Annotated in this window: 12 protein-coding genes and 1 pseudogene; 10 read left to right on the plus strand and 3 right to left on the minus strand. The window is 73.2% G+C overall.

Annotation, left to right across the window (positions count from 1 at the left end; translation table 11 throughout):
• Position 1: 1 nt before the first annotated feature.
• From crtI to ABJI51_RS36950, 3 genes are read left to right on the plus strand one after another with little or no spacing between them, the layout of a single operon-like run.
• Entirely contained in the window at positions 2-1,474 is a 1,473-nt protein-coding gene (gene crtI, locus ABJI51_RS36940; protein ID WP_348955762.1) for a phytoene desaturase family protein, read from the plus strand.
• A complete protein-coding gene (locus tag ABJI51_RS36945; protein WP_348955763.1) occupies positions 1,471-2,397 on the plus strand; it encodes a phytoene/squalene synthase family protein in 927 nt (308 codons plus the stop codon). The genes crtI and ABJI51_RS36945 overlap by 4 nt, the downstream gene beginning before the upstream one ends.
• Positions 2,394-3,173, plus strand: coding sequence for an LLM class F420-dependent oxidoreductase (locus ABJI51_RS36950; RefSeq protein ID WP_348955764.1), 780 nt, complete (start codon positions 2,394-2,396; stop codon positions 3,171-3,173). The genes ABJI51_RS36945 and ABJI51_RS36950 overlap by 4 nt, the downstream gene beginning before the upstream one ends.
• A gap of 3 nt (positions 3,174-3,176) precedes the next feature.
• Here the strand turns inward: ABJI51_RS36950 and ABJI51_RS36955 are convergent, their stop codons facing one another.
• Positions 3,177-3,695: a CGNR zinc finger domain-containing protein gene (locus ABJI51_RS36955; RefSeq protein ID WP_348955892.1), complete on the minus strand. Its 519-nt coding sequence runs from the start codon at positions 3,693-3,695 to the stop codon at positions 3,177-3,179.
• Between the two features lie 22 nt (positions 3,696-3,717).
• Here ABJI51_RS36955 and ABJI51_RS36960 point away from each other — a divergent pair, with 22 nt between their 5' ends.
• Positions 3,718-4,395: an MFS transporter gene (locus ABJI51_RS36960; protein ID WP_348955766.1), complete on the plus strand. Its 678-nt coding sequence runs from the start codon at positions 3,718-3,720 to the stop codon at positions 4,393-4,395.
• A pseudogene (locus ABJI51_RS36965) lies at positions 4,323-4,745 on the plus strand (MFS transporter); the annotation flags it as partial. The gene ABJI51_RS36960 and the pseudogene ABJI51_RS36965, both read left to right, overlap by 73 nt.
• A gap of 45 nt (positions 4,746-4,790) precedes the next feature.
• Here ABJI51_RS36965 and ABJI51_RS36970 read toward each other — a convergent pair.
• On the minus strand, positions 4,791-5,159 hold the full coding sequence (locus tag ABJI51_RS36970; RefSeq protein ID WP_348955767.1) for an Rv2175c family DNA-binding protein: 369 nt from the start codon (positions 5,157-5,159) through the stop codon (positions 4,791-4,793).
• A 103-nt stretch (positions 5,160-5,262) separates the two neighbouring features.
• Between ABJI51_RS36970 and pknB the strand changes: the two genes are divergently transcribed.
• From pknB to ABJI51_RS36995, 5 genes are all read left to right on the plus strand, one after another.
• A complete protein-coding gene (gene pknB, locus ABJI51_RS36975) occupies positions 5,263-7,266 on the plus strand; it encodes a Stk1 family PASTA domain-containing Ser/Thr kinase (protein WP_348955768.1) in 2,004 nt (667 codons plus the stop codon).
• Positions 7,263-7,472: a hypothetical protein gene (locus ABJI51_RS36980; protein ID WP_348955769.1), complete on the plus strand. Its 210-nt coding sequence runs from the start codon at positions 7,263-7,265 to the stop codon at positions 7,470-7,472. The genes pknB and ABJI51_RS36980 overlap by 4 nt, the downstream gene beginning before the upstream one ends.
• Positions 7,473-7,527: 55 nt before the next feature.
• A complete protein-coding gene (locus tag ABJI51_RS36985; protein ID WP_348955770.1) occupies positions 7,528-9,033 on the plus strand; it encodes an SPFH domain-containing protein in 1,506 nt (501 codons plus the stop codon).
• Positions 9,034-9,500: 467 nt separating this feature from the next.
• On the plus strand, positions 9,501-10,202 hold the full coding sequence (locus tag ABJI51_RS36990; RefSeq protein WP_348955771.1) for a hypothetical protein: 702 nt from the start codon (positions 9,501-9,503) through the stop codon (positions 10,200-10,202).
• Between the two features lie 178 nt (positions 10,203-10,380).
• A complete protein-coding gene (locus ABJI51_RS36995; protein WP_348955772.1) occupies positions 10,381-11,685 on the plus strand; it encodes a wax ester/triacylglycerol synthase family O-acyltransferase in 1,305 nt (434 codons plus the stop codon).
• A gap of 102 nt (positions 11,686-11,787) precedes the next feature.
• On the opposite strand, the gene ABJI51_RS37000 is transcribed toward ABJI51_RS36995, so the two are convergent.
• Positions 11,788-12,393, minus strand: a complete 606-nt coding sequence (locus ABJI51_RS37000) for a TetR/AcrR family transcriptional regulator (RefSeq protein ID WP_348955773.1) — start codon at positions 12,391-12,393, stop codon at positions 11,788-11,790.
• Positions 12,394-12,450: the final 57 nt, after the last annotated feature.

Raw genomic sequence — 12,450 nt, forward strand, 5'->3', positions numbered from 1 at the left:
CGTGCGGACGATCGACGCTCACGCCGAGCACGTCGTCGTCATCGGGGCCGGGCTGGCCGGGCTCTCGGCGGCCCTGCACCTGCTCGGCGCGGGACGGCGGGTCACGCTGCTGGAGCAGGCCGACAGCCCGGGCGGGCGGGCCGGGCAGCAGCGCTTCGGCGGCAACGCCGTGGACACCGGCGCGAGCGTGCTCACCATGCCGGAGCTGCTGGACGAGGCGTTCGCCGCGGTCGGCGAGCCGCTGGGCAAGCACCTGCGCCTGACCCGGCTCGACCCGGCGTACCGGGCGCGGTTCGCCGACGGCAGCTCGCTCGCCCTGCACACCGACGGCGACGCGATGGAAGCCGAGATCCGCGCCTTCGCCGGTCCGCGCGAAGCGGCGGGCTACCGGGCGCTGCGGCGCTGGCTCACCGAGCTGTACGCGGTGCAGAAGGACCACTTCCTGGCGGCGAACTTCGACTCGCCGCTCGACCTCGCCCGCCCGGAGCTGGCGAAGCTGGCCGCGCTGGGCGGGTTCGGCAGGCTCGGCCCGCGCGTCGGCCGCTACCTGCTCGACGAGCGGGTCCGGCGGCTGTTCTCGTTCCAGGCGCTCTACGCCGGTCTCGACCCGGCGCGGGCGATCGGCGCCTACGGCGTCATCGCCTACATGGACACCGTCGGCGGCGTGTACTTCCCCGAAGGCGGGATGGGCGAGATCGGCCGGGCGATGGCCGCCGCGGCCTCCCGGGCGGGCGCCGACGTGCGGTTCGGCACCGAGGCCGCGTGGCTGGAGCGGGTGGCGTCGCGGGTCCGCGCGGTGCGCACGCGCTCGGGCGAGCGGATCGCCTGCGACGCCGTCGTGCTGGCCACCGAGCTGGGCACGGCGTACCGGCTCCTCGGCGCGCGGCCCCGCCGTCCGCTGCCGCTGCGCTACTCGCCTTCGGCCGTGGTCCTGCACGGGCGGACCACCCGGAAGTGGGATCTCGGCCACCACACGATCTTCTTCGGCCGGGCCTGGGAGCGGACGTTCGCCGAGATCATCCGCGAAGGCAAGCTCATGAGCGACCCGTCGCTGCTGGTCACCCGGCCGACGGCGACCGACCCGGGACTGGCCGGGGACGGCGGCGAGATCGTCTCGGTGCTCGCGCCCGCGCCGAACCTGCGCAGCGGCCGGATCGACTGGGACCACCTGCGCGGCCCGTACCGCGAAGAGCTGCTGCGGACTCTGGAGGCCCGGGGGCTGACCGGGTTCGGCAGCGAGTTCACCGTCGACGAGACGATCACCCCGGCGGACTGGGCGGCCCGCGGGCTCGCGGCCGGGACGCCGTTCTCGCTGGCGCACACGTTCGCGCAGACCGGCCCGTTCCGGCCGGCGAACCTGGTCCGCGCGGCGGGCAACGTCGTGCTGGCCGGCAGCGGCACCACTCCCGGCGTCGGCATCCCGCCGGTGCTCATCTCCGGACGACTGGCAGCGGAAAGGATCACCGGCCGGTGAACGAACTCGACGCCGCGGGCATCACCGAGCCGGCCCTGCGCGCCGCCTACACCGAATGCCGCCGCATCAACGCCCACTACGGGCGCACGTTCTTCCTCGCGACGCGGCTGCTGCCCGCCCGGGCCCGGCCCGCGGCGCACACGCTGTACGGGTTCGCGCGGATGGCCGACGAGCTGGTCGACAACCCGGAACCGGGCAGCGACCCGGCGGCTTCGCTCGATCGGGTCGGCGCCATGCTCGACGTCGTCTTCGACGGCGGCGACCCGGCCGAGCCGGTGCTGGTGGCGCTGGCCGACACCGTGCGGCGGTACGGCATCCGGCGTGAGCTGTTCGACGCGTTCCTGAAGTCCATGCGGATGGACCTCAAGCCGCTCGAGTACGAGACCTTCGCCGACCTCGGCGAGTACATGTACGGCTCGGCCGCGGTGATCGGGCTGCAGATGCTGCCGGTCTTCGGCACGACCGGCCCGCTCGCCGACGCCGAGCCGGGCGCGATCGCGCTGGGCGAGGCGTTCCAGCTGACCAACTTCCTGCGCGACATCGGCGAGGACCTCGACCGCGGCCGCCTCTACCTGCCGCTGGCGGAGCTGGCCGCGTTCGGCGTCTCGCGCTCGCTGCTGGAGCAGCGGCGGCCCGACCCGCGGATCCGGGCGGCACTGGCGTACTTCGTCGCGCGGACGCGGGCGGTGTACCGGCGGGCCGAAGCCGGGGTCTCGTCGCTGCGCCCGGAAGCGCGGCCGTGCGTGCGGACGGCGCTGACGCTGTACGAGGGCATCCTCGACGAGATCGTCGCGCTGGACTACGACGTCCTGACGCGGCGGGCGGTCGTGCCGAAGCGGCGGAGGCTGGCAGTGGCGCTGCCACCCTTGGCCGCGACATGGGCGCGCGAGACGTTCCGCGGCGGTCGTAGGCTGCGATCATGACCTCTCGACCGATCCGGATCGGCCTGCAGCTCCAGCCGCAGCACGCCGACTACGACACCATCCGGCGCACCGCGTCGGCCGCCGAGGACCTCGGCGCCGACATCATCTTCAACTGGGACCACTTCTACCCGCTCTACGGCGACCCCGACGGCCTGCACTTCGAGTGCTGGACGATGCTCGGCGCGTGGGCGGAGTCGACGTCGCGGGTGGAGATCGGCGCGCTCGTCACCTGCAACAGCTACCGCAACCCCGAGCTGCTGGCCGACATGGCCCGCACGGTCGACCACATCTCCGGCGGGCGGCTCATCCTCGGCATCGGCTCCGGCTGGTTCGAGAAGGACTACCAGGAGTACGGCTACGAGTTCGGCACCGCGGGCGGCCGCCTCGACGACCTCGCCGAGGCGCTGCCGCGGATCGAGTCGCGGCTGGGCAAGCTGAACCCGGCGCCGACCCGCAAGATCCCGGTCCTCATCGGCGGTGGCGGCGAGAAGAAGACGCTCAAGCTGGTGGCCAAGCACGGCGACATCTGGCACGGCTTCGGCGACCCGGAGGTCGTCGGCCGCAAGGTCAAGATCCTCGACCAGCACTGCGCGGACGTCGGCCGCGACCCGGGCGAGATCGAGCGCTCCTGCGGCGTGCAGGGCGACCCGGACGAGCTGGGCCCGAAGCTCCTGGAGCTGGGCGTCACGACGTTCACCGTCGGCGTCGGCGGCCCGGACTACGACCTGGACGCCCTCAAGTCCTGGATCGCCTGGCGCGACAAGACCAACGGCTGAGCTTCACCGGCGGCCCCGGTGCGCGGCGACCCGTTCCCGCGTCGCGCACCGGGCCGAGCAGTACCGCCGGGTGCTGCCGCCGCCGGTGTGCGCGAACGGCTTCCCGCAGGACGGCGACGCGCACAGCCCGCCCGGCAGCGCCTGGCGTTCGGCCAGCCGGGACGCCAGGCCCAGCACCGAAGACGTCACGAACCACGCGCCCCACGGCCCGTTGTCGGCCGCGTCGGCGTGCAGGTGCCAGCCGTAGCCGTCTTCGTGGTCGGTCAGCCGCGGCGGGCTCGCGTACGCCGCGAAGAGCCGGTTGAGCACCGCGGCCGCCGAAGCCACGTCGGGCGCCGCGAACACTTCACGCAGTTCCTCCGCCGCCGCACGCAGTTCCTCGACGTCCGCGGCGGACAGCTCGACGCCGGTCTCGCCGTGGTCGCGCAGCACCCGCGCGACCGCCGCCGGGTCGGGCTCGGGAAGCAGGACGTTCAGCAGGTCGGCAGCGCGCTGCACGGAATCCCGGTGCGGAAAGGCCATACCCCACTGTAACGTCTTGTCCATGGCAAGACGTTACGTGGGCTACCTTGCCGGAGCCACGCTCGCCCGGACCGGTGACGAGCTGTCCGGCCCCGCCTTGCTGCTGCTGGGACTCGCCACGGGACCGCACGCCGGTTCCGCGTTGCTCGCCGGGCTGACCGCGGCGGCCGCGATCGGCGGGCCGGTCTTCGGGGCGCTGCTCGACCGCAGCCCGGCTCCCGGACGGCTGCTCGCCGTCGCCCTCGGCGGCTACGCGGGCGGGATCGCGCTGGTCGCGGCCGTGTTCGGGCACCTGCCGCTCGCCGTGGCCGTCGCGCTCGCCGTCGTCACCGGCCTGCTCAACCCCGCCATCGCGGGCGGCTGGACCGCCCAGCTTCCCGCGGTCGCCGGGCCGGACCTCCCGGGCGCGAGCCGCTTCGACGCCATGACGTTCACCGCGGCGGCGCTGGCCGGACCGGGGCTGGCCGGGCTGCTCGGCGGGCCCGCCGGGCTCGCGGTGGCCGTCGCGCTCGTCGCCGTGGCCACACCGGTGGCCTGGCGGCTCCCGAAGCGGCCGCGCCCGCGGCAGAAGACCCGGCTCCGGGACGGGCCACGATCGCGTCCACGATCTCCTGCGCGGGCGCCGGCATGGTCACCGTCTGTTACCCCCTGCTCGGCGCGGCCCACCTGCGCGGCCCCGCGGACGGCGCGCTGCTGCTGACCGTCCTGGCCGTGGCTTCCCTGCTGGCCAACGCGGTGCTCGCGAAGAAACCCCTGCCGTGGCCGCCGGACCGGACCGTCTGGCTGAGCACGCTGCTCCTCGCGGCGAGCTGCCTGCTCGCGGCCGCGGCCCGCGACGTCACACTGCTGCTCGTGGCCGCCGTGCTGGCCGGATTCGCCGAAGGCCCGCAGCTCACGGCCCTGTTCGCGATCCGCCACCGGGAAGCACCCGAGCGCGTCCGGGCACAGGTGTTCACGACGGCGGCGAGCGTGAAGATCACCGGGCTGGCCGCGGGCGCGGCCCTCGCCGGCCCGCTCGCCGCGTGGTCGCTCCCGGCGTGCCTCACCGCGGCCGCGGCCGTTCAGCTCGTCGCCGCGGTCAGCTGTCTGCGCAGGTCAGAACGCCATCGCCTGGGCGCGGCGCTTGACCTCGGTGCCGTGGCTGGTGCGCAGCGCGTTGATGGGGGTGCTGCCCGGCAGCGTCTCGTCGGCGGTGAACAGCCAGCGCAGCATCTCCGTGCGCGAGAAGCCGGAGTCGGCGAGCACCGTGATCGTCCCGGACAGGCCCTTGACGATGCCGTCCTTGACGAAGAAGTCGCTGGGCACGCACAGTTCCCCGGCACGCTTGAACGCGATCAGCTGCCCGTCGCGCAGCATCTGACGGACCTTGTTGGCCGAGGTCCCGAGAACGGCCGCCACCTCCGGCAGGGGCAGGACCGCAATGGCGGCGTCGAGGACGTCTTCGGCGACAGGAATCCCACTCACACGTGACACTGTGCCACATTCCGTCCCCTCACCCGCTAGTACGCACGGGTGACCCGCGAGGTCTCCTCCACCGGGCGTGTGCGGTTCCGTACGATTCATACCTGTGACACGCACCCACCCCAGCCTGGTCGGCACGCTTCTCGAGCGGCGCTACCGGGTGGACCGGCTGCTCGCCCACGGCGGAATGTCGTCCGTCTACCGGGGGACCGACACCCGGCTGGACCGTCCGGTCGCGATCAAGATCATGGACCCGCGGTTCGCCGACGACCGCTCGTTCGTGGACCGGTTCGTGCGGGAGGCGCAGTCCGCGGCCCAGCTGCACCACCCGCACGTCGTGGCGGTGCACGACCAGGGGTTCGACCTGCCGCAGGGTGCGGAGTCCGGGCTGGCCTTCCTGGTGATGGAGCTGGTGGACGGCGGGACCCTGCGTGACCTGCTGGCCGAGAAGGGCCCGCTGGACGTCGCGCTGGCGCTGAGCGTGGCCGAGCCGGTGCTGTCGGCGCTGGCGGCCGCGCACCGGGCGGGACTGGTGCACCGCGACGTCAAGCCGGAGAACGTGCTCATCGGCCGGTCCGGGCCGCACACCGGCGGCGTGGTGAAGGTCGCCGACTTCGGCCTGGTGCGGGCCGTGGCGAGCGCGGGCACGACGAGTTCGAGCGTCATCCTCGGCACGGTCGCCTACCTGTCGCCCGAGCAGGTCGCGACCGGCTCGGCGTCCGCGCGCGGCGACGTCTACTCCGCAGGCATCCTGCTGTACGAAATGCTGACCGGGCAGGTGCCCTACACCGGCGACACCGCGATTTCCGTGGCGTACCGGCACGTCAACGACGACGTGCCGCGGCCGGGCACGCTGCGCCCGGACCTGCCGCCCGCCCTCGACGACCTGATCACGCGCGCGACGCGGCGCGACCCGGAGCTGCGCCCGGCCGACGCCGGCGAGTTCCTCCTCGAACTGACGGCGGTGCGCGCGCAGCTGGGGCTGCTGCCGGTGTCCGTGCCGATCCCGGCCGCCCACGCCCAGGACGACCTGGCCGACACCGAGCGGACGCTGCCGCGGATCCCGCAGGTGCCCGACACCGAGAAGACGATGCCGGTGCACCGGCCCCACCCGACGCGGGCGCTGACCCACGCCGTTCCCGCGGCCGCCGCACCGGTGCCGCCGCCCCCGGCGCCGCCGAGGCGCCGCAGCGAGCCGTCGCCGGAGAAACCCCGGGACAACCGGAAGCGGATCGCCCTGATCGCCGCCGCGGTGCTGCTGTTCGGCGGGCTGATCGGGGCGTTCGCGTTCATCCTCACCGACACCGGCGGCGACAAGACCGCGACGGTGCCGACGCTGGTCGGGCTGAACCAGGCCGCGGCGGGCGACGCGCTGCGGGCGGCGAAGCTGACCCCGCAGTTCAGCCAGGAGTTCGACAACACGGCGCCGTCCAACACCGTGCTGCGCGCCGACCCGCCGGAGGGCACCCGGCTGGCGCCGAACTCGACGGTGGCGGTGGTGCTGTCGAAGGGCCGCCCGACCGTGCCGGACATCCGGCCGGGCACCGCGGTGGCCGACGCCGAGCAGGCGATCAAGACGTCGAAGCTGACGCCGGTGCGCGGCACCGAGGACTACGACGCGGAGGTGCCGCAGGGCGCGGTGATCCGCACCGAGCCCGCCGCGGGCAGCCAGCTCAACATCGGCGGCCAGGTCACGATCATCGTGTCGAAGGGCCCGATCCCGCTGCCGCCGGTCCCGGACGTCACCGGCCGGTCCAAGGACGAGGCGTTCCAGCTGCTGCAGCAGGCAGGCTACGAGCCGTTCCAGGCGGGCGAGGAGTTCAAGCAGGACGTCCCGGCCGGTGCGGTCACCCGGACCGACCCGCCGTCGGGTGCGCAGGCGAAGGCCAAGCGGATCGGCGTGTTCGTCAACAACGCCGTCCAGGTCCCGGACGTGCGGTTCCGCCCGTTCGGCGACGCGCAGAAGATCCTCGAGCAGGCGGGGCTCAAGGCCGACCGCGACGGCAGGGGCGGCCGCGGCGGCTTCGACTTCGTCTTCGAGCAAGACCCCCAGCCGGGCACGTTCGTGCAGAAGGGCTCGAAGGTGAAGCTGAAGGGCTTCGGCGGATGATCGGCAGCCGCGGCCGCGTGTCCGGCACGATCGGCCCCGGCCTCATCGGCGAGGTCCTGCTCAACGTCCGCGGCGGCACGGAGGCGTTCTACGCGTACCCGGCGAACGCGGAGGAGACGTTCAGCCCCGGCACGCAGGTGCTGGTGGTCGACTTCGAGCCCCCGCGGACGGTTTACGTCGAACGGTGGCAACCGCTGACCCGCTGACGGCGTGGAAGAGGCACCAACACACCCACAACAGAAAAGCGAGGGGGTCGGTGCCATGAGCCTCGTGGAAATCCTGCTGGTCGCGGCGGGCGGGGTCATCGCCGCGCTGATCTTGGTCTTCGGCGTGCTGCGGCTGCTGTACAAGGTCGCCGAACCGAACGAGGCCCTGATCATCTCCGGGCTGGGGGTCCGCGTCGACCGGGCCGAGACCGCGGACAGCCTGGGCTTCAAGATCGTCACCGGGCGCGGGGTGAACGTCATTCCCGGGTTCCAGACCGCCCGGCGGCTGTCGCTGGACACCCGCGGCGTCAACCTGCAGGTCTCCTGCGTGACCAAGCAGGGCCTGCCGGTCACCGTGCGGGCCGTCGTCATCTACAAGGTCGGCGACGACTACGCCTCGATCGCCAACGCCGCCCGCCGGTTCCTCGACCAGCAGAAGGGCATGAACGACACGATCCACGAGCTGTTCTCCGGCCACCTGCGCTCGATCGTCGGCGGGCTGACCATCGAGGACATGATCCACAACCGGGACGCGCTGACCGGCGAGGTCCGGCAGTCCTCGGCGAACGAGATGATCAAGCTCGGGCTGATCGTGGACTCGCTGCAGATCCAGGAGATCGAGGACGAGTCCGGCTACATCCTCAACCTGGGCAAGCCGCACGCCGCCGCGGTGGCCGCGGCGGCCAGGATCGCCGAGGCGCAGCGCGACCAGGAGGCCGCCGAGGTCGAGCAGGTCTCCGCCGCGAAGAAGGCCGCGGCGGTCCGCGAAAGCCAGATCCAGCAGGCCGGCTACCAGGCCGAGGTCGACCAGGCGCGGGCGAAGGCGTCGCAGTCCGGCCCGCTGGCCGAGGCGACCGCGCGGCAGGAGGTCGTCGTCCAGGAGACGCGGGCGGCGGAACTGGAAGCGGCGCTGGCCGAGCAGCGGCTGCAGTCGCAGGTCCGCAAGCCGGCCGACGCGAAGGCCTACGACACGCGGACCACGGCCGACGCCGCCCGTGACGCGTCGATCGCCAAGGCACAGGCCGAGGCGAAGGAGACCGAGCTGCGGGCCGCCGCGGACGCGACCCGCGTCAAGACGGCCGCCGAGGCCGAGGCGCAGGCGACGAAGGCCCGTGCCGAGGCGATGGCGGGCGCGACCCGGGCGACCGGTGAGGCGGAGGCGGCCGCGGCCAAGGCCCGCGGCCTGGCCGAGGCGGAAGCCGCGAAGGCCCGCGGCCTCGCCGAAGCGGAGGCGGCGCGGGCGAAGGGTCTCGCCGAGGCGGACGCGATCAAGGCCCGCGCGGCGGCGCTGGCGGAGAACCAGGAAGCCGTCGTCGCGCAGCAGCTGGCCGAGCGCTGGCCGGAGATCGTCGAGGCGGGCGCGAGCGCGTTCGGCAACGTCGACCACATGGTCGTGCTCAACGGCGCCGACGGCATGTCGGACATGTTCGCCAAGGCGCTGTCGCTCGGCGGAACCGGTCTCGGCCTGGCCCGGCAGCTGATGGACGCCATGGGCAAGCCGACCGAGAAGGAGCTCGACAAGCAGGCGCGGGCGAACGGGGAGCTCAAGCTGAGCGACTGACCGGCGGCCGCGGTGAGCGTGCCGTGGTGCCGTGAAGGACTCAGCGGATCACCGGGTTGGGTGGTCTGCCGCAGCTGGTCGTGAGTGGTAATGAGGGTTCTAACGCGAATTACCACTCACGACCGCGGACCGGCGGCGGGCACGGTCACCGGGCCGACCCGGGCACCCTACGGGTGGGCCGGGACGTGCACTGAAGGGCACCTTGCTTACGTCACATGCACCGAAGGTGCCCTTCGGCACACGCCGATCGGTGGCTCCAGGTCAGACGACATGAATGAGTCATTCACGACATTCCGTCCGGAGCCCGGCGGCGGTTGCAGTGGCGGTACCTGATGGTCACGCTCCGTACGGCCCTTGCTCCCGGATGCCGGGAAGCAAGGGCCGTACGCCCGATCGGGGGCCGCAATTCTCGCGCCGGTGTCCTACCGTGGGCGCATGGTGCCGGACCCTGCGTCGCGGGCCGTCCGATGAGCTTCTTCACCGGCGGTCCCCGTGAGCGTCCCCTCTTCCCCGTGCCGGAGCAGGAGCTGTACGCGTTCAACGGACGGCACTGGACCGACGCCCCGCGCGAGTACATCGTCCCGGCCGTGCTGCCGTGGGCGCAGCCGCTGGGCCGCTCGGATCGCACGATCATCGCGCTGCGCGCCATCGAGGTCTGGCCGGAGGCGCTGACCCTGCGCGTCACGGTGTACTCCCGGGACAGCCTCCTCGACGACCCGGCCGAGGGCCTGATCGACCACCGGCGGAAGCCGGACTACAACGCCCTGCTGATCGGCGTGCTCTACGCCGACGGCAGCCGGGCCAGCTCGGAGACGATCTCGGTGCCCTCGGCGTCCGAGCCCGAAAGCCCGGTGCTGCGGGCCCAGCCCGCCGGCGGCACGCGCTTCGCCGTCGAGCACGAGGTGTTCCTGTGGCCGCTGCCGCCGGCCGGCCCGCTGAAGCTGGTCGTGCAGTGGCGCGACCGCGACATCCCGGAAACCCGCACCACCCTCGACGGCGGCGCGATCCGGGCCGCGGCGAAGGACGCCGCGGAGCTCTGGCCGGGGCTGGACAAGCGGCAGGCGAACGGCCTGCCGGTGCGCCGCGTCGGCAAGCAGGTGGCGCTCACCCCCGAATGGGGGCCCGCCGTCGTGCGGGCGGAGCAGCCCGAAACCGGCCCGGCCGAGTGAATCCTTTTTGATCTGTGACTCCGGGCACCGCACCCCGGGGTATCTCGAATGGATGAATGGGGTGGGTAGTTAGCGTCGTGGAAACACTTCGACCACCCGCCCGTCATGTCCGGCTGGTGCAGTGGATTTCCTCCTGACGCACGTGGCCGTGCACACCCGCGAATCCGGAAGGTCGCTCATGGCAGGCTCGCCGCTCAGCGCACTCGACGTCGCTTTCCTGTGCCTGGAAAGCGAAACCTCTCCGATGCACATGGGGGCGGTGCTCACGTTCACCGCCCGCGGCCCGGTGGATCCCGCGGCCCTCACCGCGCTGCTGGCCGATCGCGCCGCCCGGCTGCCGAAACTGCGCCAGCGGGCGCGCGCGGAACTGTTCCCGCCGGGTTCGGCCAGCTGGGCCGACGACCCCCATTTCGTTGCGGCGGACCACATTCACCACGTCGTGCTCAGCTCGCTGTACGAGCCGGACCCGCTGACGACGTACGCGTCGCGCTGGATCGCCGAGCCGCTCGACACGTCCCGGCCGCTGTGGCAGCTGACCCTGGTCACCGGGCTGCCGGACGGCCGGTTCGCGCTGCTGCTGAAGCTGCACCACGCGCTCACCGACGGCGCCGGGGCGTACGCGGTCGCGTCCGGGCTGCTCGACGGCGTCAAGCTGCCGGAGCGGATCTCCGCGTCACCGCGGCCGGTTCCGGCGCCACGGTCTCCTTTGGACACGGTGAAGGACGCGTTGGGCTCGGTGTGGGACCAGGCGGGCATCGCCTCCTCGGTGGTGCGGGCGGCGCGGCCGCCGCTGTCCCCGGTGTCGGCGCCCCCGTCGGCCGAGCGGCGGCTCGGGTTCGTGCGGCTGCCGCTGACCGAGCTGCGCCGGGTGCGCCAGGCGCACGGCGGCACGACCAACGACGTCGTGCTGGCGATCCTGTCCGGCGCGCTGCGCGAATGGCTGGTCAACCGCGGCCAGCGCGCCGACGGCCGCACGCTGCGCGCGCTGATCCCGGTGAGCGTGCGCGGCCGGGCCGCCGGCCAGCTCGGCGGCAACAAGCTGTCGGGCTACCTGTGCGACCTGCCGGTCGGCGAGGACGACCCGGTCGAGCGGCTGCGGGTGGTCCGCCGGGCGATGACCCGCAACAAGGCGGCGGGCCCGGCCCGCGGCGCGGGAGCGCTGCCGCTGCTCGCCGACAGCGTCCCGCCGCTGCTGCACCGCCTGGGCACCCGCACAGCGGGATGGGCCGCGCCGATGCTGTTCGACCTGGTGATCACGACGGTCCCGCTGCCCCCGGCCCGCCTGTCCCTCGACGGCGCCCGGCTGGCCGAGGTGTACCCGTTCGTGCCACTGGCTCCCCGGCACGCGGTCGGCATCGCGGTGGCCACCTACCGCGACGCGGTCCACGTCGGCCTGCAGGCCAACGGCGAGGCGGTCCCGGACGTGGGTTCCCTGCGGGACGCGGTCCTGAAGTCGGCCGCCCGCCTCCTCGACGCCTGCTGAGAACCCGGCAGCGCTTCCGGCGGCACCCGGACGTCATGAACGACTCGTTCATGACATCGGACGAGGTGAACGAGTCGTTCATGACACCGCGGCGGGGGTCCGTCAGCCCGGCGTCCCCTCCGCACCGGCCGCCTTGACCAGCGCCTGCGCGGCCCAGCGCATCACCTCCGTGGCCTCCTCGGGGTCCAGGTGGCACGCATCCCGGGTCACGATCAGCGACTCCGCGCCGTAGACCAGCATCAGCGCCATCGTCAGCCTGCGGTGCACCTCCGGCGGGAGCTTGCCTTCGAGCGGCGCCAGTGCCTGCCGGGTCATGCGGATGCGGCTCTCGCCGCGGACCGGGGCCTCCGGGGAACCGCCGCCCTGCTCGAACCAGCGGTCGAGGTTCGCCCGGACCAGGGCCCGCCAGTACGCCTCGTCGCCGAACTGCAGGTCCGCGACGTAGCGGATCACCGCGTCGATGCGCTCGGCCGGGTCGTCGCCCGTGCGGCCGACCAGCTCTTCGATGTGGACACCCTCGGCCGAGCGCTCCGCCAGCTCCGACCACAGCGACTGCGGGTTCGGGAAGTACCGGTAGGCCGTCGCGGTCGAGACCATCGCCGCCTCGGCGACGTTCGCCACCGTCATCGGACGGCCTTCGCGGATCAGGCCCGCCGCGGCGTCGAGCAGCGCCGTGCGGGTGCGCTGTTTCTGGTTGTCGCGGCTCATCGTGAGAATCTCTCCTTGACATGAGAACGATCTCTCATCACGATAGCATTATCCCAG

Origin of the sequence: Amycolatopsis melonis (genome assembly GCF_040064235.1) — a bacterium.
GTDB classification, from domain to species: domain Bacteria; phylum Actinomycetota; class Actinomycetes; order Mycobacteriales; family Pseudonocardiaceae; genus Amycolatopsis; species Amycolatopsis melonis.